Annotated in this window: 20 protein-coding genes; 11 read left to right on the top strand and 9 right to left on the bottom strand. The window is 70.5% G+C overall.

Features of this window, described 5'->3' with window-relative positions; translation table 11 throughout:
* Positions 1-183 precede the first annotated feature (183 nt).
* The 3 genes from ABT009_RS20255 to ABT009_RS20245 all read left to right on the top strand — a co-directional run bounded on the left by ABT009_RS20255 (position 184) and on the right by ABT009_RS20245 (position 2,959).
* Positions 184-1,146: a heme o synthase gene (locus ABT009_RS20255; RefSeq protein WP_351296351.1), complete on the top strand. Its 963-nt coding sequence runs from the start codon at positions 184-186 to the stop codon at positions 1,144-1,146.
* A gap of 175 nt (positions 1,147-1,321) precedes the next feature.
* Entirely contained in the window at positions 1,322-1,693 is a 372-nt protein-coding gene (locus tag ABT009_RS20250; protein ID WP_351296348.1) for a hypothetical protein, read from the top strand.
* 159 nt (positions 1,694-1,852) lie between these two features.
* Positions 1,853-2,959, top strand: a complete 1,107-nt coding sequence (locus tag ABT009_RS20245; protein WP_351296345.1) for an amidohydrolase family protein — start codon at positions 1,853-1,855, stop codon at positions 2,957-2,959.
* Here ABT009_RS20245 and ABT009_RS20240 read toward each other — a convergent pair.
* The 6 genes from ABT009_RS20240 to ABT009_RS20215 all read right to left on the bottom strand — a co-directional run bounded on the left by ABT009_RS20240 (position 2,956) and on the right by ABT009_RS20215 (position 8,678).
* Positions 2,956-3,372 carry a hypothetical protein gene (locus ABT009_RS20240; protein WP_351296342.1) on the bottom strand — a complete coding sequence of 139 codons (417 nt, stop codon included), beginning with the start codon at positions 3,370-3,372 and terminating at the stop codon, positions 2,956-2,958. The genes ABT009_RS20245 and ABT009_RS20240 overlap by 4 nt on opposite strands.
* Before the next feature lie 235 nt (positions 3,373-3,607).
* Positions 3,608-4,621, bottom strand: coding sequence for a COX15/CtaA family protein (locus ABT009_RS20235; protein ID WP_351296340.1), 1,014 nt, complete (start codon positions 4,619-4,621; stop codon positions 3,608-3,610).
* A gap of 112 nt (positions 4,622-4,733) precedes the next feature.
* Positions 4,734-5,918 carry an FAD-dependent oxidoreductase gene (locus tag ABT009_RS20230; protein ID WP_351296337.1) on the bottom strand — a complete coding sequence of 395 codons (1,185 nt, stop codon included), beginning with the start codon at positions 5,916-5,918 and terminating at the stop codon, positions 4,734-4,736.
* Between the two features lie 102 nt (positions 5,919-6,020).
* A complete protein-coding gene (locus ABT009_RS20225; protein ID WP_351296334.1) occupies positions 6,021-6,746 on the bottom strand; it encodes a maleylpyruvate isomerase family mycothiol-dependent enzyme in 726 nt (241 codons plus the stop codon).
* Positions 6,739-7,575, bottom strand: a complete 837-nt coding sequence (locus tag ABT009_RS20220) for a fumarylacetoacetate hydrolase family protein (protein ID WP_351296331.1) — start codon at positions 7,573-7,575, stop codon at positions 6,739-6,741. Before ABT009_RS20220 ends, ABT009_RS20225 begins: the two co-directional genes overlap by 8 nt.
* Positions 7,575-8,678, bottom strand: a complete 1,104-nt coding sequence (locus tag ABT009_RS20215; protein WP_351296328.1) for a cupin domain-containing protein — start codon at positions 8,676-8,678, stop codon at positions 7,575-7,577. Before ABT009_RS20215 ends, ABT009_RS20220 begins: the two co-directional genes overlap by 1 nt.
* 118 nt (positions 8,679-8,796) lie before the next feature.
* On the opposite strand from ABT009_RS20215, the gene ABT009_RS20210 reads away from it, so the two are divergent.
* Positions 8,797-9,639, top strand: a complete 843-nt coding sequence (locus ABT009_RS20210) for an IclR family transcriptional regulator (protein ID WP_351296326.1) — start codon at positions 8,797-8,799, stop codon at positions 9,637-9,639.
* A gap of 190 nt (positions 9,640-9,829) precedes the next feature.
* Positions 9,830-11,119 carry an MFS transporter gene (locus ABT009_RS20205; protein WP_351296323.1) on the top strand — a complete coding sequence of 430 codons (1,290 nt, stop codon included), beginning with the start codon at positions 9,830-9,832 and terminating at the stop codon, positions 11,117-11,119.
* Between the two features lie 132 nt (positions 11,120-11,251).
* Here the strand turns inward: ABT009_RS20205 and ABT009_RS20200 are convergent, their stop codons facing one another.
* From ABT009_RS20200 to ABT009_RS20190, 3 genes are all read right to left on the bottom strand, one after another.
* The gene (locus ABT009_RS20200) at positions 11,252-12,046 is read right to left on the bottom strand and encodes an ABC transporter permease (RefSeq protein WP_351296320.1); all 795 of its coding nucleotides are present in this window, start codon (positions 12,044-12,046) and stop codon (positions 11,252-11,254) included.
* The gene (locus ABT009_RS20195) at positions 12,043-12,966 is read right to left on the bottom strand and encodes an ABC transporter ATP-binding protein (RefSeq protein ID WP_351296317.1); all 924 of its coding nucleotides are present in this window, start codon (positions 12,964-12,966) and stop codon (positions 12,043-12,045) included. Before ABT009_RS20195 ends, ABT009_RS20200 begins: the two co-directional genes overlap by 4 nt.
* Positions 12,967-13,051: 85 nt before the next feature.
* Positions 13,052-13,894: an AAC(3) family N-acetyltransferase gene (locus ABT009_RS20190; RefSeq protein WP_351296314.1), complete on the bottom strand. Its 843-nt coding sequence runs from the start codon at positions 13,892-13,894 to the stop codon at positions 13,052-13,054.
* 160 nt (positions 13,895-14,054) lie between these two features.
* Between ABT009_RS20190 and ABT009_RS20185 the strand changes: the two genes are divergently transcribed.
* From ABT009_RS20185 to ABT009_RS20160, 6 genes are all read left to right on the top strand, one after another.
* A complete protein-coding gene (locus ABT009_RS20185) occupies positions 14,055-14,825 on the top strand; it encodes a helix-turn-helix transcriptional regulator (RefSeq protein ID WP_351296311.1) in 771 nt (256 codons plus the stop codon).
* Positions 14,822-16,243, top strand: coding sequence for a Fe-S cluster assembly protein SufB (gene sufB / locus ABT009_RS20180; protein ID WP_067271546.1), 1,422 nt, complete (start codon positions 14,822-14,824; stop codon positions 16,241-16,243). The genes ABT009_RS20185 and sufB overlap by 4 nt, the downstream gene beginning before the upstream one ends.
* Positions 16,244-16,308: 65 nt before the next feature.
* Positions 16,309-17,493, top strand: a complete 1,185-nt coding sequence (sufD, locus tag ABT009_RS20175) for a Fe-S cluster assembly protein SufD (protein ID WP_351296308.1) — start codon at positions 16,309-16,311, stop codon at positions 17,491-17,493.
* Positions 17,490-17,819 carry a non-heme iron oxygenase ferredoxin subunit gene (locus ABT009_RS20170; protein ID WP_351296305.1) on the top strand — a complete coding sequence of 110 codons (330 nt, stop codon included), beginning with the start codon at positions 17,490-17,492 and terminating at the stop codon, positions 17,817-17,819. Before sufD ends, ABT009_RS20170 begins: the two co-directional genes overlap by 4 nt.
* A 7-nt stretch (positions 17,820-17,826) precedes the next feature.
* The gene (sufC, locus tag ABT009_RS20165; protein ID WP_351296303.1) at positions 17,827-18,591 is read left to right on the top strand and encodes a Fe-S cluster assembly ATPase SufC; all 765 of its coding nucleotides are present in this window, start codon (positions 17,827-17,829) and stop codon (positions 18,589-18,591) included.
* Positions 18,588-19,844, top strand: a complete 1,257-nt coding sequence (locus ABT009_RS20160; RefSeq protein ID WP_351296300.1) for a cysteine desulfurase — start codon at positions 18,588-18,590, stop codon at positions 19,842-19,844. Before sufC ends, ABT009_RS20160 begins: the two co-directional genes overlap by 4 nt.
* Positions 19,845-19,846 lie beyond the last annotated feature (2 nt).

The raw sequence follows: 19,846 nt of genomic DNA, 5'->3' as shown, positions 1-19,846 counted from the left end.
TTCCGTATTCAGCAGGTGAATACGGAGCCGCTCATTTGAATGCTCATTCGAGAACATCCGTGCACGTTGCAGCGCCCCTTGACCAACACGGGCGACCCCCCGCGAAGGGCGAGGACGGGCAACGTCTAAAGTGGCGTGGTACGCGCGAGCCTTTACTCGGCCTTCACGCCGAGGCTCGCTGGGATGTCTCTGTCAGGGGTGTGCGTGACGGCCGTTGAATCCCGTCCTGCGGGAGTAACCGGGACGAGCCCGAGCCACCGGCCGTTCGGGGCCCGTGTCAAGGCGTTCGTGGCGCTGACCAAGCCACGGATCATCGAGCTTCTGCTCATCACCACGGTCCCGGTGATGTTCCTCGCCGAGCAGGGTGTGCCGGACCTCTGGCTGGTGCTCGTGACCTGCGTCGGCGGTTATCTGTCCGCGGGCGGCGCCAACGCGCTCAACATGTACATCGACCGCGACATCGACGCGCTCATGGACCGCACCTCGCAGCGGCCGCTGGTCACCGGCATGGTCTCCCCGCGCGAGTGCCTCGTCTTCGGCATCACCCTCGCCGTCGTCTCCACGCTCTGGTTCGGACTGCTCGTCAACTGGCTGTCCGCGTGGCTCTCGCTGGGCGCCCTGCTGTTCTACGTCGTCGTCTACACGATGATCCTGAAGCGGCGTACGGCGCAGAACATCGTGTGGGGCGGCATCGCCGGCTGCATGCCGGTCCTCATCGGCTGGTCGGCGGTCACGAACTCCCTGTCGTACGCCGCCGTCATCCTCTTCCTCGTCATCTTCTTCTGGACGCCGCCGCACTACTGGCCGCTGTCGATGAAGGTGAAGGACGACTACGCGCGCGTGGGCGTGCCGATGCTTCCGGTCATCGCCTCGAACAAGGTGGTCGCCCGGCAGATCGTCCTCTACAGCTGGGTGATGGTCGGCGCATCGCTGCTGCTGCAGCCGCTCGGCTACACCGGCTGGTTCTACACGGTGGTGGCCCTGGTGACGGGCGGCTGGTGGCTGTGGGAGGCCCACGCGCTGCAGGCGCGTGCCCAGGCCGAAGTCACGGGCGGCAAGCTCAAGGAGATGCGCCTGTTCCACTGGTCCATCACCTATGTGTCGCTGCTGTTCGTGGCGGTCGCGGTGGACCCCTTCCTGAGGTAGCCGCAGCCGCTTCTCCATAGCTGTTCGTCCGGCGGGCGATGGGGGTGCCACCTGGTCTGGGGGTACCTCCCAGGCCTTTAAGGCACTGGGGGAGAAGCCGAGACTTGGGGGAGCGTGGCCAAGGCCACGTGGCCCGCCCGTCGCCAGTTGATCTACCCGTGGGTAGCATCAGGCCATGGCAGAGACCCAGCAGGTTGACGAGAGCAGCGAGAAGTCCGGCGGCGACCGCAAGGAGGCCGCCAGGGCCGAGCGCAGGACGGCCAAGCTCGCCAAGGAGATCGGCACCTTCGCCAAGGCGCACGGCGGCGCCGAGGGACAGATCGCCTACATCGGGCAGAAGGGCGCCCGCATCGTCCTCGTCGGTGAGGACGGCGGTTGGGGCGACCTGGTGGCCCCCTCGTACGAGATCGCCGAGCGGGCCGTGGAGAAGTCCGGAATCACCCGCCACGAGGCCTTCGACGGCGAATTCGCGGCCAAGGTGAAGACCGGGCCTTACGAGTGGTCGCGCATGGCGGGAATCCAGGTCGGCGGCCGCAGCAACGGCTGACTGCCCGGGCCTGTGGGAAGTCCCGGCCGCGGCGGTGCGGTAGCCCTGCCGCGGCCGAAGTGTGTCCCGGGGCCCAACTGGTTGAGGCCAGGGCAACACCTGGCGGCCGGTTCACCCGTTAGGACCGTGTAGGCGCGGTCTATTTTCGGGGGGATCCGGATGATCGAAACGCCGTCGCTGGTGGATCAGTACTGCCATGGCGTGCTGCGTACGGAGCTGGGGCTCGGCACCTTCGAGGCCCAGCTGGGCCGAGGCGAGGGGCCGCCCGCCGCCGGGACCACCTTCTTCGACACCCAGACCGGGTTCGCCGTACGCCGCTGGTGCCCGCCGCTGCTCGGCCTGGAACCGCACTGCGACCCGGCCCGCTATCTCGCGCGGCGCCGCGAACTCGGCGTGCTCGAGGCGGGGCGCAGGCTGCTGCGGGGCAGCGGCATCACGACGTACCTCGTCGACACGGGGCTGCCGGGCGATCTGAGCGGCCCGCGCGAGATGGCCGCCGCCGGGAACGCCGAGGCGCACGAGATCATCCGCCTGGAGCTGCTGGCCGAGCAGGTCGCGGACACCTCAGGCAGCGTGGCCTCGTTCCTCGCCAACCTCGCCGAGTCGGTGCACGCCGCCGCCGCGCACGCCGTGGCCTTCACCTCGGTCGCGGGCGTACGCGACGGCCTGGCGCTCGCGCCAGAACCGCCCGGCCCGGGAGAGGTGCGGGGCGCCGCCGGCCGCTGGCTGGCCGGCCGCCGGGCGGGCGGCACCCTCACCGACCAGGTACTGCTGCGGCACCTGCTGTGGATGGCCGTCGCCTCGGGCCGCCCGCTGCAGCTGCACGCCGGGCTCGCCGAGCCGGGCCTGCGCGTAGACCGCACGGACCCGGCCCTGCTCACGGATTTCGTACGGGCCACAGCGGGGCTCGGCACGGACCTGGTGCTGCTGCATGGCTACCCGTACCACCGGCACACGGCCCACCTGGCCGCCGTCTTCCCGCACGTGTACGCCGACCTGGGCGCGGCCCTCGTTCGCATCGGGGCCCGAGCGGCGACCGTCCTCGCCGAGATCCTGGAACTCGCCCCCTTCGGCAAGCTCCTGTTCTCCAGCGGCGCACACGCCCTGGCCGAACTCCATGTGGTCGGAGCACGCCTCTTCCGGGAGGCGCTGAGCAGGGTGCTCGGTGGGTGGGTCGCCGACGGAGCGTGGTCACTTGCGGATGCGCAGCGGGTGGCGGGGCTCATCGCGGCGGGCAATGCGCGGCGGGTGTACGGGGTGGGTTAGGACTTGCTGTTCTCGTCCGCCGCGGGCCGTGCGAACCAGGCCCCCTGCCCCGCCGCCCACTGGCGATAACCGCGTTGGTGCGTGGGCGCGTCGATCGTGCCTGCGGCCCGGCGATCGAGGACGTAGTGGCAGCCCGTGCAGTGACGTAGGTCCGGGCCTTCGCTCGCGCCCGTGTTGAGCACCCGCTCGGCGAACCTGGCCGCCCGTTCCCTCCTGCGACGCCACCCAGAGGCGACCGCCAGCGCGGCCGGGACGAGCAGGACCGCCATGCCGAGCCGCCCCCAGCTGAAGTCGCTGAACAGGGGAAGCAGGGCGACCGCCGCGATCACCGCCGCGACGGCGTACCCCGCCGACGAGAGCCCGTCGCGCCCGACCGGCATCTCGTAACCGAGCCCGGGCGCATCAAGAGGCACGCCCTTGATGTGAAAGCACGCGGCTCGGTTCTCACCGGAGCATGCACCCATGTCCCGCCCCCCAGCAGTCCGATGCGATCTCGATGTGATCTCGCATGCGGTCTCATGGTGGGAGCGGACGGGCGTATTCAGGAGAACGCCGACCGAGAATGGCCGGATCCGGGCCGCCCGGTGCAGGCCAGGGGCAGGCACAGGCCAGGGCGGGCGCGCGGGCCGGGGGCGGGTGCCGGCCGCGTCAGGACGCGGGCGACGCCACCGCGTGCCGCTGCGCCGGGGCCACGGCGGCCGGCTCCTCGACGGGCCGCTCCCGTAGCGACAGAAGGACGCGCAGGACCGCGATCCACATGACGGCCGAGCCGAGCATGTGCAGCGCCACCAGGGCCTCGGGGAGGTCCGTGAAGTACTGGACGTAGCCGATCGCGCCCTGGGCGAGCAGGACCAGGAACAGGTCACGGGTGCGGTGCAGCGGCCCCTTGGGGGCGTCCACTGCCTTGAGGACGAACCACAGGGCGAAGGTGAGGGTCACCACGATCCAGGCCAGGACGGCATGAAGCTTGGCGACGGCCTCCCAGTCGACCGGCATGCGTGGCACGTCGCTCGAGTCGCCCGCATGCGGGCCCGCGCCGGTGACCACGGTGCCGACCATGATCAGCAGCACGGAGGCGGCGACCAGGACCCACACCATCTGTCGGACAGGCTTGCCGACAAGGGGGCGGGGAGCGGCGTCGCCCTCGCGGGTGCGCTGCCACATCACCGTGGCGACGGCGATCAGTGCCGAGGAGAGCAGGAAGTGCGCCGCGACCGTGTACGGGTTGAGGCCCACGAGCACGACGATGCCGCCGAGGATCGCATTGCTCATGACCAGCCAGAACTGCGCCCAGCCGAGCCGCGTGAGGCTCCGCCGCCACGGCTTCTGCGAGCGCGCGGCGATGATCGCCCAGCCGACCGCGGCGCACAGCACGTAGGTGAGCATCCGGTTGCCGAACTCGATGGCGCCGTGGACGCCCATCGCGCTGGTCGCGGTGAGCGAGTCGTCGGTGCACTTGGGCCATGTCGGGCACCCGAGGCCCGAACCGGTCAGCCGTACCGCACCGCCGGTGACCACGATGACCGCCATCATGACGACGGCGGACAGGGCCGCGCGCTGAACGGTCCGCGGCTGCGGAGTCCAGCGGTCGGCGATGAAGGCCAGCGGGTTGCGCACGGCTCGGGCGGCATCGGCTCGGGTCACTTTTGGCACGCGCCCCATGCTAGAGCCGAGCTTGTGCATGAATTCACGCGGGTGGGCATGTCGGGACAGACCACCTGCGGGCAGCGCGGAGCGGGGCCCGGCACACGCCGGACCCCGCTCATGGGCGCGTTCACGCTGCTCGACGGCCCCACAGCCACTCGGCGTAGCTGAGATCGTCGTCGGCGCGGTTGCGGAACACCTCGTCGCGCAGCAGCGCGGCGACGCCCTCGACGTGCCACATCTCACCCCAGATACGGGCGGTGGACTGCACGCGGGCGGTCTGCGGCGCGCGCTCCGCGGCGTACTCCTCCAGGGCGGACGGCCAGGCGACCGTGCCGTCGGCGGCGGTGTGCCGGGTCGCCGCGGAGGCCAGCGTGGCCGCGTCCTCCAGGGCCTGGCAGGCGCCCTGCGCCAGGTACTGGAGCATCGGGTGGGCGGAGTCGCCGAGCAGGGCGATCCGGTCCTTCGTCCAGCAGGAGATCGGCTCGCGGTCGGCCATCGGCCACCACCGCTGCCGGCCCAGGCCCGGCAGCGCCCGGCGCACCGGCTCGCAGGCGGCCGTGAAGACCTGCTCCATCTCCTCCGGGCCGCCCCACTTCTCCTCGCCGCGGTCGAAGCCGGGGCTGCGGAAGACGGCGACCTGGTTGTAGAGGGCGCCGGAGCGCAGCGGGTACTGCACCAGGTGCAGCTTCGGGCCCATCCACACCAGCACGTCGCGCAGGTTCTCGCCGCCCTGGACGTCCTCCATCGGGATCGTTCCGCGGTAGGCGACATAGCCGGACTGGATCGGCTCGTCGTCGCTGAACAGCGTGCGCGTACGCGAGTGCAGACCGTCGGCGGCGACGACCGCGGCGCCCGTGTACTCGGTGCCGTCGGCCGTGCGGACCGTGACCGATCCGGTGTGCTGCTCGATGTCCTCGACACGCCGACCGGTCAGCATCTCCACGCCGGCCTTTTCGGCGGCCCGGACCAGGATGTCCAGCAGGTCGCTGCGGTGGACGACCACGTACGGGCCGCCGAAGTGCTCCTCGTACGCGGCGTCCAGGCGGACCCGCGTCAGCTCCTTGCCGTCGACCGCGTTGTGGAAGACGAGGTGCTCGGGGAGGACGCCCGCCGCGACGACCTGGTCGAGGACGCCGAGGTCCCGCAGTACGCGGGTGGCGTTGGGTGCCATCTGCAGGCCCGCGCCGACCTCGGTGAAGGCGGACGCCTGCTCGAGCAGGGTCACCTCGCGGCCCGCGCGACGGGCCGCCAGGGCCGTCGCCACGCCGCCGATGCCGCCGCCGATGACGATGAGCCTGTCATGGCTGCTCATTGCTTGCTCCTTTGCAAGATCGTGCGAGGGCTCGTGCGCGAGCTTCCGCTCGGCGGCTCTTGGGGGTGCGAGCCCTCGCTGTTCACTCCTTCGCGCGCTCGTTCAGAGCCAGCGCGGCAGTACCGCCTGAGCGGAGCTGCGCGCCGCGCGGGCGCCCGCCGTGTCACGGCCCAGCAGCCAGGCGCACAGCCCGGCCGCGGGAGCGGCGACGACCTCCGGCTTGGTGCTGTCCGGGCCCAGCCGGTACTCGGCGCCGTCCCGGTCGGTCGGCCGCAGCAGCACCGCCGGGCAGTCGTCCTTGGCTCCGACCGTCGCCGACACCTCGGCGAGCAGCGCGTCGACCAGGTCGGCCGGGAACGCGTCGGTGTCGTCGCCCCCGCCCAGGTCCACCAGGTGCACCCAGATCTCGCGCGTGCGCATCCACGGCACCTCGCTCGCCGGGATGGTGCGGCCCAGCGCGCTGCGGACGATGGACTCCCAGGATTCGGCGGGCAGCGCGTCGATGGTGGCGAGCAGCCGGGCGTCGGCGTCCCGGAAGTCCATGAGGACCACGGAGGCGGGGCGGTGGGCGCCCTGCTCGATGTCGTCCAGGCGCGACTCGGGGTTCGGGTACATCGGCGTCTCGACCCCGGTACGGGCCCAGGTCAGCAGGTTGACCAGGGCGTCCGCATTGCGGGCGAGATGCGTCAGCACGTGCGCCCGGGACCAGCCGGGCAGCAGCGACGGCCCTTCGGCCGCCGCGTCGCCCAGCTCGTCCAGGCGCTTGTGGAAGAGCGCCGAGCCCTCGTGCACCCAGCCGAGCGTGCGCGCGAAACCACGCTCAGCCATCGGTCTTCTCCGCGCGGCACACGTTGCGCAGCTCGCCGATCCCGGACACCGAGGTGGTCAGCGTCTGGCCGTCGGCGAGGTACCGCTGCGGCTTGCGGGCGTGGCCCACACCGCCCGGCGTACCGGTGGCGATCACGTCGCCCGGCTTGAGGGTCAGGATCGTCGAGATGTACGAGACGAGGGTGGCTGCGTCGAAGACGAGGTCGGAGGTGTCGGCCTGCTGCACGGTCTCGCCGTCGACGGCGCCGGTGAGGGTGAGACCCGACGCGGGCTCGGCCTCGTCCGGCGTGACCAGGACCGGGCCGAAGGGCGTGGTGGCCTCGAAGGTCTTGCCCTGCAGCCACATCGGGGAGCGGTACTGCCAGTCGCGGGCGGTCACGTCGTTGAGGACCGAGTAGCCCGCGATGGCGGCGGCCGCGGTCTCCTTGTCGGCGTGGCGGACCGTGGCGCCGATGACGACGGCGAGCTCGGCCTCCCAGTCGATCGCGTCGGACGCGGCGGGCAGCACGACCTCGTCGTACGGGCCGACGAGCGCCTCGGGGTACTTGGCGAACAGCGTCGGGTACTGCGGCAGCTCGCGGCCCATCTCGAGGATGTGGTTCCGGTAGTTGAGGCCGACGCAGATGATCTTGCCCGGGTTGGGGACGACCGGCGCGTAGTCGAGCGAGTCGACGGCGTGCGAGGCGCCGGAGGCCGCGGCGGCGGTCTGCTTCCAGTTCGGGTCGGCGAGCAGGGCGCCCAGGTCGGGGTGGCCGGTCTCGACCGCGGTGTCGCCGTCGATGCGTACGGCGGCGGTGGTTCCGGCGGTGCGGATAGTGGCGAGCTTCATCAGTGGGTGGTCCTTTCGGCGACCGAGGCGGGAAGGGTGTGGAAGTGGAGCTTCTCGATGACGGGGGCGTCGCTGAAGCGGAACAGGTCGAGCTGCTCGCCCGCGCCCGCCTCGATGGACACCTCGGCCCAGGACGGGACGGTGACCAGGTCGCCGTGCGTGACGTCGAACCGCTCGCCGTTCACGACGAACGCGCCCTCGCCCTCGAAGACCTGCCACACGGAGGAGGCGACCTCGCGCGACGCGGGGACGGTCGCCCCGGCGAGCAGCCGGTGCATCTCCGTGCGGATGGTCGGCAGCGCGTCGGCGCCGGTGGTCGGGTTGGAGAAGCGGATCGCCGCGTGGCCCGGGTGGGCGGTGACGCCTTCGTGGCCCTCCGCCTCCAGCTCCAGCTGGCCGGCGAGCGCGGCGTCGGTGTGCTCCCAGCGGTAGGCGGCGAGCGGCGACTTGGGGGTGTCCGCGAGGCCGGACAGCGGGCGCAGACCCGGGTGGCCCCAGACCCGCTCCGCCTTGGAGCGCTCGGGCGTCGAGCGGTCGTCCAGCGTGTTCGGGCCGAACTCGAAGAACTCCGTGTTCAGCGCGGAGGACAGCGGGATGTCCAGGCCGTCCAGCCACGCCATCGGCTGGTCGGTGGTGTTGTGGTGGCCGTGCCAGGCCCAGCCCGGCGTCAGCAGCAGGTCGCCGCGGCGCATCGCGACCGGGTCGCCGTCGACGATCGTCCACACGCCCTCGCCCTCCAGGACGAAGCGGAACGCGTTCTGCGCGTGGCGGTGGACCGGCGCGACCTCGTTCGGGCCGAGGTACTGGATCGCGGCCCACAGCGTCGGGGTCGCGTGCGGCAGGCCGTGCAGCCCCGGGTTGGAGAGGGAGATCGCACGGCGCTCGCCGCCCCGGCCGACCGGCACCAGCTCGCCCGCCTTGACGGCGGTGGCGTACAGCTCGGCCCAGCGCCAGCGGTGCGGGATCGCGGCCGGCTTGGGGTGAAGCGGCATCAGGTCCTCGCGCTCGGTCCACAGCGGGATCAGCCCGAGCGCGTCGAACTCCTTGTAGAGCTCGGTGAGTCTGGGGTCCTGCGGCTCGGCGGCCGTTTCCTGTTCGGACATGAGGAGCACGTCCCTTTCTCCTACGGGCGCCGCCGGTTGCGGACGGCGCTGTCTCGCATGGCGATGACCATAGAGCGAGTTTTCTTCTGCGGAACACATAGCGGGTTAGAATTCCTCTGTGAGGAACTCTCGGACACAAGCCGACGCATCAAACGACACAAAAGCGGGCGCAGCCGCAGACGCTTCAGCCGACAGGGCCACCGGCGCGCCGAACACTTCCGGCGCGGGCCACGCCCCTGGCCTGGAATCCGTCGAGAACGCCCTGACGCTGCTGCTCCTGCTCCGCAAGAACGGCCGCCTCCGGCTCAGTGACGCCGCCGACCATCTCGGCGTGGCCCGCTCGACCGCCCACCGGCTGCTCGCCACCCTGCGCGGCCGCGGCTTCGCGGTGCAGGGCGCCGACAAGGCGTACCGGCCGGGGCCCGCCCTCTATCGCCTCGGCATGTCGCAGCGCTCCGAGTACGAACTCGTCGAGACCGCCCGGCCCCACATGCTGTGGCTCAACGGCAAACTGGGCGAAACCGTGCATCTCGTGGTGCGCGCCGGGGCCGAGGCGCGCTTCCTGCACAGCATCGAAGGCACGCACGCGCTGCGCGTCGGCAGCCGCGCGGGCGCCGTCCTGCCCGCGCATCTCGCCTCGGCCGGCAAGGCGCTGCTCGCCGATCTGAGCGTGGCCGAACTCGCCGAGATCTACGGGGCGAAGGGCGACCAGGGCGAGGAGACGGACCCCGAGACGCTGCACCGGCGGCTCGCCGCGGTACGCCGCCGGGGCTATGCGATCAACATCGGCGACACCGAGCGGGGACTCTCCGCAGTGGGCGCCGCCGTCCGCGAGCCCGGCGGTCGTGCCGTCGCCGCGCTCACCGTGTCGGCGCCCTCGCTGCGCTTCACGCGGACGCATCTGGACGAGGCGGCGGCGGTGCTGCTGGAGGCGGTACGGCGGATGGAGGCCGCCCTGTGAAGTCCGATGCCGGGCGGCGGGGTGTAGTTCCGCTCTGCGGAACTGATTCCCACAACTGGTTGCTCTCCGCGTAATCGCGCTGATTCCATCCCGGTCACCGACAGGTCGCCCGCGCGCCGCCGGAGGGACACCGGTGCGCGCAAACCGCGTCCTGAGGGTTCCCTGCCTCCCCCCGACAGGACGTGGCCGCATGACCATCGACGCTCAGGCTCCCGCCACCCACTCCTCCACCCCATCGCGCTCGCCCGCACTGACCTGGGCGGTCGTCGCCCTGTGCACGGCGGCGATCACCGTGGAGGGCTTCGACCTCATCGTCTACGGCGTGGCGCTGCCCGCGATGCTCGGCGACGCCTCACTGGGGCTCGGCAAGTCCCTCGCCGGCACTCTCGGCAGCCTGGCCTACGCGGGCATGCTCATCGGCGCCCTGGTCTGCGGACCGCTCGCCGACCGCCTCGGCAGGCGCCGTCTGCTGCTGGCCGCCGGAACCGTCTTCACCGTGTTCACGGTGGCGTGCGCGCTCGCCGCGGAGCCCTGGCAGTTCGGCCTGTTCCGGCTGCTCGCGGGCATCGGCATGGGCGGTGTGATGCCGTCCTGCGTCGCGCTCAGCAAGGAGTACGCGCCGCGCGGCCGCTCCGCGCTGGTGGCGACCGTGGTGCTCGCCGGCATCCCCATCGGCGGGGTCCTGGCCGCGCTGACCGCGACCACCTGGGGTGAAGCCCTGGGCTGGCGCGGTCTCTTCGGCGTCGGCGGCGCCCTGTCGGCGATCGTGTTCGCCGTTGCCTACTTCCTGTTGCCGGATTCCCGGCCCCTGCCCGCCGCCGACGCGACGGTCCACGAGCCCGCACACGAAGCTGCCGACGAGGCCGTCCGCGGAGCCGCTCGCGACGGCGAGGCGGCCGGTATCCGGACAGTGCTCTCCAGCGCGTACGCCCGGCACACCATCCTGTTCACCGTGGCCAACTTCGCGGTGCTGCTGGCCTGGTACGGCCTGAACACCTGGCTCACCCAGCTGATGCGCGAGATGGACTACCCGCTCGGCTCGGCCCTGCGCTTCACCCTGGTCCTCAACCTCGGTGCCGTCGTCGGCTCGTTCGCGCTCGCCGTCCTCGCCGACCGGATCGGACCGCGACTGGTCACCGCAGGCAGCGCCGTGCTCGCCGCGGTCGCCGTGCTGGGCCTGTCGCAGGGCGGCAGCACGGGCGTGATCCTCGGCGTCACCGCGCTCGCCGGCGTCGGCGCGCAGTCGGCGCTGACGATGCTCAACGACTGGGTCGCGTCCAGCTATCCGGCCTCGGCCCGCGCCACCGCGCTGGGCTGCGTCTCCGGCTTCGGGCGTGGCGGCGCGATCGTGGCACCGCTGCTGGGTGGCTGGATTCTGGACGCCGCGCTGGGGCCGACCACGGTGTTCTACGTGTTCGCTGCGTCCGCGCTTGTCTGCGCCGTCGCTCTGCTGGCGATTCCGGCCGCCCGTCGACGCTGATGCTCTTTCCCCCAGTCCCGCCCCTTCCCGTAACCAGGGGGCTCCGCCCCCTGGACCCCCGGGATCGCCCTTCGGGCTCGTCCTCAAACGCCGGAGGGCTGAAAGAGTCACTCACCGGACGGGCAGAAAGGGTCACTCCCAGCGGAAGAACTTCCCCGCCGCCCCCAGCCCGACGACCGCCCACACCGCCAGGATCCCGAGGTCGCCCCACGGCATCCCGGCGCCGTGCTGGAGCACGTCCCGCAGCCCGTCCGAGAGGGCCGAGATCGGGAGCAGGCCGAGTACCGACTGCGCCGCGTCCGGGAACTTGTCGAGCGGGACGATCACGCCGCCGCCGACCAGCAGCAGCAGGAAGACCAGGTTGGCGGCGGCCAGGGTCGCCTCCGCCTTCAGCGTGCCCGCCATCAGCAGGCCGAGGCCGGAAAAGGCCGCCGTGCCCAGGATCAGCAGGAGCAGTACGGCGAGAGGGTTGCCCTGCGGCGACCAGCCCAGCGAGAAGGCGATCACCGTCAGCAGGACCACCTGCAACACCTCGGTGACCAGCACGGACAACGTCTTCGCGGCCATCAGTCCCCAACGCGGCAACGGCGACGTGCCGAGCCGCTTCAGGACGCCGTACCGCCGCTCGAATCCGGTCGCGATCGCCTGCCCGGTGAACGCCGTCGACATCACCGCGAGCGCGAGGACACCGGGCGCCAGGAAGTCCACGGCCTTGCCGCCGCCAGTGTCGACGATGTCGACCGTGCTGAAGAGGACGAGGAGCAGCGTCGGAATGACGACGGTGAGCAGCAGCTGCTCACCGTTGCGCAGCAGCATCTTCGTCTCGAGCGCCGCCTGGGCCGCGATCATCCGCGGCAGCGGAGCCGCTCCGGGCCTTGGGGCGTACGTGCCGGCGCTCGTCGGCCGCGCTTCCGTTCCGGCGCTCATCCGCGCAGCTCCTTACCGGTCAGCTCCAGGAAAACGTCTTCGAGGGTGTGCCGCTCCACCGAGATCTTCTCCGGCATCACACCGTGCTGGGCGCACCAGGACGTGACGGTGGCCAGCAGCTGCGGGTCGACCTTGCCGGACACGCGGTACGCACCCGGGGTCAGCTCGGCCGCGGCGCAGTCCGACGGGAGGGCCTTGAGCAGCGAAGCGATGTCGAGGCCCGGGCGCCCGGTGAACCGCAGGGTGTTCTCGGCCCCGCCGCGGCAGAGCTCCTCGGGGGAGCCCTGCGCGATGACCTTCCCGGTGTCGATGATCGCGACGTCGTCGGCCAGCTGCTCGGCCTCGTCCATGTAGTGGGTGGTCAGGATGACCGAGACGCCGTCGGCACGCAGATCGCGTACGAGGTCCCAGGTGGCGCGGCGGGCCTGCGGGTCGAGGCCCGCGGTCGGCTCGTCGAGGAAGACCAGTTCGGGGCGGCCGACGACAGCCATGGCGAGCGCGAGCCGCTGCTGCTGCCCGCCGGACAGCCTCCGGTACGTCGTACGGCCGCAGCTGCCGAGCCCGAGCCGCTCGATGAGCGCGTCCACGTCCAGCGGCTCTGCGTGCAGCTTCGCGACATGGCGCAGCATCTCGTCGGCACGGGCGCCCGAGTACACACCGCCGGACTGGAGCATCACACCTATCCGAGGCCGCAGCTCGGCGGCCTGCCGCACGGGGTCGAGGCCGAGGGCACGGACGGTGCCGGAGTCCGGCTTCCGGTATCCCTCGCACATCTCGACGGTGGTGGTCTTGCCGGCCCCGTTGGGACCGAGGACGGCGGTGATGCCCGGCCCGGCCACCAGGTCGAGTCCGTCGACCGCGGTCTTCGTGCCGTACCGCTTGATCAGGCCGTGGACCTGGACGACGGGCTCGTTTCGCATGAGGGCCAAGTCTAGGGGCGGCCCGAGACCCCGGACGGGCGGGGCCCCGACGACGGCGGGCGGCCTGCCGGCGCCGTCCGGCGGCTCAGGAGCGGAGTCCGCCGGACTCTTCCTTGATCCACTGATCCCGGGGCCGATGCTCGGCCAGCCACACCTCGGCATGCGCGACCGCGTCGGCGAGCGAGAACAGTCGTGCATCGGCCGCACCGATCCTGTCGCACACGACCGGCCCGGGTCCCCCCTCCTCGAAGTCCGCCCCGAGCTCGTCGAACCGATCCGAGCTGATCGAGACCTCGCGCGCCGTCTCCCAACGGCGGCCCGTGGGCGTCAGCACGGCCCGGGCCGAGTCGACCACCGGCGACGGAATCCGGTACTCGGCCAGATGGAAGGCCGTGCAGGATTCGAAGCCCACACCGAGCAGCAGCACCCGCGCGCCCTGCTCCTCCAGCCGCGCCAGAGGGCTCTGCTCGCCGAGCCTGCAGTCGGTGGCGTGCCCATCAGTGACGGCGGCCGCCCGCGGCCCGACGGCCGCGAAGGACGTCTGTGGATGAGCGCTGCGCAGTGCACCGGGCCAGGTGCGCACGGTTTCCGCGATCACGCCCATCCCAAGCGACGGCGTGGTGCGCGGATCGTATGCGGGTGTCGAATCACGGATCTCGGGCCACCATTCCTCGGGCACCGGCGGGTATCTCCACTCCGCCGGATCGGAGTTGTCCGCGCTCTGCGTCGGGACCACCAGCGTCCCTGTCCCGCCCAGGACGTCGATCAGCGCCTGGACGACCGCAACCGGGCCGCCGCAGACCCAGCCGAGCGAGCTGAGCGAGGAGTGCACCAGAAGCGTCTCGCCGGTCTGCACGCCGAGCTCGCGCAGCTCGGCGGCGAGGGACGTGCGCGTACAGAGTGGGCCGGTCGGAGGCCGTTTTGTCATGCTCCGGGAGTGTGCAGGACTCCCGGTCGCTCCGCCATCGATTTGATCGATCGATGATCATTTCCGCAGGTCAGCTTAGGTATACCTAAGTGATGCACCGCACCGTGGTTGATCCGGATGCCGCTTGTCAGGCTCTCGGGAATTACGCAACAATGGCGTTGTGAAAAACGTCGGTGAGGCTCCGCAGGAGGAACTCGCGACCGGGGAGCGGTCCACCCGCAACCGGGTCGCGCGGTCCATCCTGGATCACGGGCCCTCGACCGTGGCCGACCTGGCCGGGCGGCTCGGCCTCACCCAGGCGGCGGTGCGCCGCCATCTCGACGCACTCGTCGCCGACGATGTCGTCGAGGCGCGTGAGCAGCGGGTCTACGGCGCGCGTACGCGCGGGCGGCCGGCCAAGGTGTTCGCGCTGACGGACTGCGGCCGGGACGCCTTCGACCAGTCGTACGACAAGCTCGCGGTGGACGCGCTGCGCTGGATCGAGCGGAACGCGGGAGGCCAGACGGCGGTCGTGGCCTTCGCCCGCGCCCGGCTCGCGGCGCAGGCCGAGGTCTACCGCAAGGCGGTCGACGCGGCGGCCCCGGAGGAGCGCACCGAGGCTCTGGCCAAGGCTTTGAGTGTCGACGGGTACGCTGCTACGGCGCGGAGCGCACCCGGTCGGGCCAACGGCGAGCAGCTGTGCCAGCACCACTGTCCGGTGGCCCACGTCGCGGAGCAGTACCCGCAGCTGTGCGAGGCGGAGACCGAGGTCTTCTCCCAGTTGCTCGGGACGCACGTCCAGCGGCTGGCCACCATCGCCCACGGTGACGGCGTCTGCACGACGTTCATCCCGCGGAGCGACCCAGCAGGGCACACCGAGGGACAGAGCCCGCACACCCCACAGACCACGAACAACCCATCTGCAAGCACGGCCGGGAGGAACCCCGCATGACTCTCCCCACGGAGACTGCTCACCCTGAGCTCGAGGGCCTGGGCAACTACGAATTCGGCTGGGCCGACTCCGACGAGGCCGGTGCCTCTGCCAAGCGCGGCCTGAACGAGGACGTCGTCCGGGACATCTCCGCCAAGAAGTCCGAGCCGGAGTGGATGACCAAGCTCCGTCTCAAGGGTCTGCGGCTCTTCGAGAAGAAGCCCATGCCGACCTGGGGCTCGGACCTGTCGGGCATCGACTTCGACAACATCAAGTACTTCGTGCGCTCCACGGAGAAGCAGGCGGAGTCCTGGGAGGACCTGCCCGAGGACATCAAGAACACGTACGACAAGCTCGGCATCCCCGAGGCGGAGAAGCAGCGTCTCGTCGCCGGTGTCGCGGCCCAGTACGAGTCCGAGGTCGTCTACCACCAGATCCGCGAGGACCTGGAGGAGCAGGGCGTCATCTTCCTCGACACCGACACGGCGCTGAAGGAGCACCCGGAGCTCTTCAAGGAGTACTTCGGCACCGTCATCCCGGTCGGCGACAACAAGTTCGCCTCGCTGAACTCGGCCGTGTGGTCCGGTGGCTCGTTCATCTATGTCCCGCCGGGCGTGCACGTGGAGATCCCGCTCCAGGCCTACTTCCGGATCAACACGGAGAACATGGGCCAGTTCGAGCGGACCCTGATCATCGTCGACGAGGGCGCCTACGTGCACTACGTCGAGGGTTGTACGGCCCCGATCTACAAGTCGGACTCGCTGCACTCCGCGGTCGTCGAGATCATCGTCAAGAAGAACGCCCGCTGCCGGTACACGACCATCCAGAACTGGTCCAACAACGTCTACAACCTGGTCACCAAGCGTGCCGTGGCGTACGAGGGCGCGACCATGGAGTGGATCGACGGCAACATCGGCTCCAAGGTCACGATGAAGTACCCGGCCGTCTACCTGATGGGCGAGCACGCCAAGGGCGAGACCCTGTCCATCGCCTTCGCGGGCGAGGGCCAGCACCAGGACGCCGGATCCAAGATGGTCCACATGGCGCCGAACACGTCGTCCAACATCGTCTCCAAGTCGGTGGCGCGCGGCGGCGGTCGTACCTCGTACCGCGGCCTGGTCGAGATCGGCGAGGGCGCCGCGGGCTCGAAGTCCAACGTGCTGTGCGACGCGCTGCTGGTCGACACGATCTCGCGTTCCGACACCTACCCGTACGTCGACGTCCGCGAGGACGACGTGTCCATGGGCCACGAGGCGACCGTCTCCAAGGTCTCCGAGGACCAGCTCTTCTACCTGATGAGCCGCGGTCTCTCCGAGTTCGAGGCGATGGCGATGATCGTGCGCGGCTTCGTCGAGCCGATCGCCAAGGAACTGCCCATGGAGTACGCGCTGGAGCTCAACCGGCTGATCGAGCTGCAGATGGAGGGCGCGGTCGGCTGACCCGGCCCGCTCCCGCACAGCAGCCTGAAGACTCATTGACGTAGGAAGAGAGCAACACGACAGCCATGGCTGAGGCTCAGAACATCCCGGTGGGCTCCACCACCGCGGGCTCCATCGCGGTCGCTGCGGAGTCGACCGTCGCCACGCGCATGAGCGCGCCGCCGTCCTTCGACGTGGCGGACTTCCCCGTGCCGCACGGCCGCGAGGAGGAGTGGCGCTTCACGCCGCTGGAGCGGCTGCGCGGGCTGCACGACGGCACCGCGGTCGCCAACGGAACCGGTGTGAAGGTCGAGGTCGAGGCCCCCGAGGGCGTCACCGTCGAGACCGTCGGGCGCGACGACGCCCGGCTCGGCAAGGCTGGCACCCCGGTGGACCGCGTCGCCGCCCAGGCGTACTCGTCCTTCGAGAAGGCCTCGGTCGTGACCGTCCCCAAGGAGAAGGTCCTCGACACCCCCGTCCGTATCGCCGTGCACGGCGAGGGCGGGGTCGCCTTCGGCCACCAGGTGATCGAGCTGGGCAACTTCGCCGAGGCCGTCGTCGTCATCGACCACACCGGTGACGCCGTGCTCGCCGCCAACGTCGACTACATCCTGGGCGACGGCGCCAAGCTCACCGTCGTCTCCATCCAGGACTGGGACGAGAAGGCCGTGCACGTCGCCCAGCACAACACGCTGGTCGGCCGGGACGCGACCTTCAAGTCCGTGGTCGTCACCTTCGGCGGCGACCTCGTCCGTCTCCACCCGCGCGTGCAGTACGCGGGCACCGGCGGCGAGGCCGAGCTGTTCGGCCTGTACTTCACCGACAAGGGCCAGCACCAGGAGCACCGCCTCCTGGTCGACCACAACACCCCGCACTGCAAGTCCAACGTCGCCTACAAGGGCGCGCTCCAGGGCGACGACGCGCACGCGGTGTGGATCGGCGACGTCCTGATCGAGGCCAAGGCCGAGGGCACGGACACCTACGAGATGAACCGCAACCTGGTTCTGACCGACGGTGCCCGCGTCGACTCCGTGCCGAACCTGGAGATCGAGACCGGCGAGATCGTCGGGGCCGGCCACGCGAGCGCCACCGGCCGCTTCGACGACGAGCAGCTCTTCTACCTGATGGCCCGCGGCATCCCGGAGCAGGACGCCCGCCGCCTCGTCGTCCGCGGCTTCTTCGCCGAGCTGGTCCAGCAGATCGGTGTCGCCGACATCGAGGAGCGCCTCATCGCGAAGATCGAGGAAGAGCTGGAGGCGGCGGTCGGATGACTGACCCGTCGAAGTTCGTACGCGTCTGCGGACTGAGCGAGCTGGAGGATGACACCCCGAAGCGGGTGGACATCGACGGCACGCCGGTCTCGGTCGTCCGTACCGAGGGCGAGGTGTTCGCGATCTACGACATCTGCTCGCACGCGAACGTCTCCCTCTCCGAGGGCGAGGTGGAGGACTGCCAGATCGAGTGCTGGCTGCACGGCTCCAGCTTCGACCTCCGCACCGGCAAGCCGTCCGGCCTACCCGCGACGCGCCCTGTCCCCGTATACCCCGTAAAGATCGAAGGGGACGACGTACTCGTCTCCCTCACCCAGGAGTCCTGAGGCACCCATGGCAACGCTTGAAATCCGAGACCTGCACGTCACCGTCGAGGCCGACAACTCCACCAAGGAGATCCTCAAGGGCGTCGACCTGACCGTGAAGCAGGGCGAGACGCACGCCATCATGGGCCCCAACGGCTCGGGCAAGTCGACCCTCGCCTACTCCCTCGCGGGTCACCCGAAGTACACGATCACCAGGGGCACCGTCACCCTCGACGGCGAGGACGTCCTCGAGATGTCCGTCGACGAGCGCGCCCGCGCCGGCCTGTTCCTCGCCATGCAGTACCCGGTCGAGGTCCCCGGCGTCTCGGTCTCCAACTTCCTGCGCACCTCCGCCACCGCCGTCCGCGGCGAGGCCCCCAAGCTGCGCACCTGGGTGAAGGAGGTCAAGGAGGCCATGGAGCGCCTCTCGATCGACCCCGCCTTCGCCGAGCGCAACGTCAACGAGGGCTTCTCCGGCGGTGAGAAGAAGCGCCACGAGATCCTTCAGCTGGAGCTGCTCAAGCCGAAGGTCGCCATCCTCGACGAGACCGACTCCGGCCTCGACGTCGACGCCCTGCGCGTCGTCTCCGAGGGCGTCAACCGCGTACGCGAGACCGGCGAGGTCGGCACCCTGCTGATCACGCACTACACGCGGATCCTCCGCTACATCAAGCCCGACTACGTCCACGTCTTCTCGGCCGGCCGTATCGTCGAGTCCGGCGGCGCCGAGCTCGCCGACAAGCTGGAGAACGAGGGCTACGAGGCATACACGAAGGGTGGCGCATCCGCGTGACACAGCTGCCGGGCCTCCTCGACACCGAGGCGATCCGCAAGGACTTCCCGATCCTGGACCGCCTGGTCCACGACGGGAAGAAGCTCGTGTACCTGGACAACGCGGCGACCTCGCAGAAGCCGCGCCAGGTGCTCGACGTGCTCAACGCCTACTACGAGCGGTACAACGCCAACGTCCACCGCGGCGTGCACGTTCTCGCCGAGGAGGCCACGGCGGAGTACGAAGGCGCCCGCGACAAGGTCGCCGCCTTCATCAACGCGCCGAGCCGCGACGAGGTCATCTTCACCAAGAACGCCTCCGAGTCGCTCAACCTCGTGGCCAACATGCTGGGCTGGGCCGACGAGCCCTACCGCGTGGACCACGAGACCGAGATCGTCATCACCGAGATGGAGCACCACTCCAACATCGTTCCGTGGCAGCTGCTGTCGCAGCGCACCGGCGCGAAGCTGAAGTGGTTCGGGCTGACCGACGACGGCCGGCTCGACCTCTCCAACATCAACGAGATCATCACGGAGAAGACGAAGATCGTCTCCTTCGTCCTGGTCTCCAACATCCTGGGCACGGTCAACCCGGTCGAGGCCATCGTGCGCCGCGCCCAGGAGGTCGGTGCGCTGGTGCTGATCGACGCCTCCCAGGCGGCGCCCCACATGCCGCTCGACGTCCAGGCCCTTCAGGCCGACTTCGTGGCCTTCACCGGCCACAAGATGTGCGGCCCGACGGGCATCGGCGTCCTGTGGGGACGGCAGGAACTCCTCGAGGACCTGCCTCCGTTCCTCGGCGGCGGCGAGATGATCGAGACCGTCTCGATGCACTCGTCGACGTACGCCCCGGCGCCGCACAAGTTCGAGGCGGGCACCCCGCCGATCGCGCAGGCGGTCGGTCTGGGCGCGGCCATCGACTACCTGAACTCCATCGGCATGGAGAACATCGCCGCCCACGAGCACGCGCTCACGGAGTACGCGGTGAAGCGCCTGCTCGAGGTCCCCGACCTCAAGATCATCGGCCCGATGACGGCCGAGGACCGGGGCGCCGCGATCTCCTTCACGCTCGGCGACATACACCCCCACGACGTGGGCCAGGTCCTCGACGAGCAGGGCATCGCGGTCCGGGTCGGCCACCACTGCGCCCGCCCGGTGTGCCTGCGGTACGGAATTCCTGCGACCACGCGAGCGTCGTTCTATCTGTACTCCACGCCGGCCGAGATCGACGCTCTGGTGGACGGCCTGGAGCACGTACGGAACTTCTTCGGCTGAGG

The sequence above is a fragment of the Streptomyces sp. NPDC002896 genome (assembly GCF_040295225.1).
In the GTDB taxonomy this organism is placed as follows: Bacteria; Actinomycetota; Actinomycetes; order Streptomycetales; family Streptomycetaceae; genus Streptomyces.
This window is presented reverse-complemented; position numbering and strand designations above follow the sequence as displayed.

What these genes read in the sequence shown, in the direction of transcription:
- ABT009_RS20195 (WP_351296317.1), bottom strand. Translation starts at nt 12,966, where the DNA reads ATGCGAAACGAGCCCGTCGTCCAGGTCCACGGCCTGATCAAGCGGTAC.
- ABT009_RS20205 (WP_351296323.1), top strand. Translation starts at nt 9,830, where the DNA reads ATGACCATCGACGCTCAGGCTCCCGCCACCCACTCCTCCACCCCATCG.
- sufD (WP_351296308.1), top strand. Translation starts at nt 16,309, where the DNA reads ATGGCTGAGGCTCAGAACATCCCGGTGGGCTCCACCACCGCGGGCTCC.
- ABT009_RS20235 (WP_351296340.1), bottom strand. Translation starts at nt 4,621, where the DNA reads ATGGGGCGCGTGCCAAAAGTGACCCGAGCCGATGCCGCCCGAGCCGTG.
- ABT009_RS20170 (WP_351296305.1), top strand. Translation starts at nt 17,490, where the DNA reads ATGACTGACCCGTCGAAGTTCGTACGCGTCTGCGGACTGAGCGAGCTG.
- ABT009_RS20190 (WP_351296314.1), bottom strand. Translation starts at nt 13,894, where the DNA reads ATGACAAAACGGCCTCCGACCGGCCCACTCTGTACGCGCACGTCCCTC.
- ABT009_RS20245 (WP_351296345.1), top strand. Translation starts at nt 1,853, where the DNA reads ATGATCGAAACGCCGTCGCTGGTGGATCAGTACTGCCATGGCGTGCTG.
- ABT009_RS20200 (WP_351296320.1), bottom strand. Translation starts at nt 12,046, where the DNA reads ATGAGCGCCGGAACGGAAGCGCGGCCGACGAGCGCCGGCACGTACGCC.
- ABT009_RS20255 (WP_351296351.1), top strand. Translation starts at nt 184, where the DNA reads ATGTCTCTGTCAGGGGTGTGCGTGACGGCCGTTGAATCCCGTCCTGCG.
- ABT009_RS20250 (WP_351296348.1), top strand. Translation starts at nt 1,322, where the DNA reads ATGGCAGAGACCCAGCAGGTTGACGAGAGCAGCGAGAAGTCCGGCGGC.
- ABT009_RS20225 (WP_351296334.1), bottom strand. Translation starts at nt 6,746, where the DNA reads ATGGCTGAGCGTGGTTTCGCGCGCACGCTCGGCTGGGTGCACGAGGGC.
- sufB (WP_067271546.1), top strand. Translation starts at nt 14,822, where the DNA reads ATGACTCTCCCCACGGAGACTGCTCACCCTGAGCTCGAGGGCCTGGGC.
- ABT009_RS20215 (WP_351296328.1), bottom strand. Translation starts at nt 8,678, where the DNA reads ATGTCCGAACAGGAAACGGCCGCCGAGCCGCAGGACCCCAGACTCACC.
- ABT009_RS20230 (WP_351296337.1), bottom strand. Translation starts at nt 5,918, where the DNA reads ATGAGCAGCCATGACAGGCTCATCGTCATCGGCGGCGGCATCGGCGGC.
- sufC (WP_351296303.1), top strand. Translation starts at nt 17,827, where the DNA reads ATGGCAACGCTTGAAATCCGAGACCTGCACGTCACCGTCGAGGCCGAC.
- ABT009_RS20220 (WP_351296331.1), bottom strand. Translation starts at nt 7,575, where the DNA reads ATGAAGCTCGCCACTATCCGCACCGCCGGAACCACCGCCGCCGTACGC.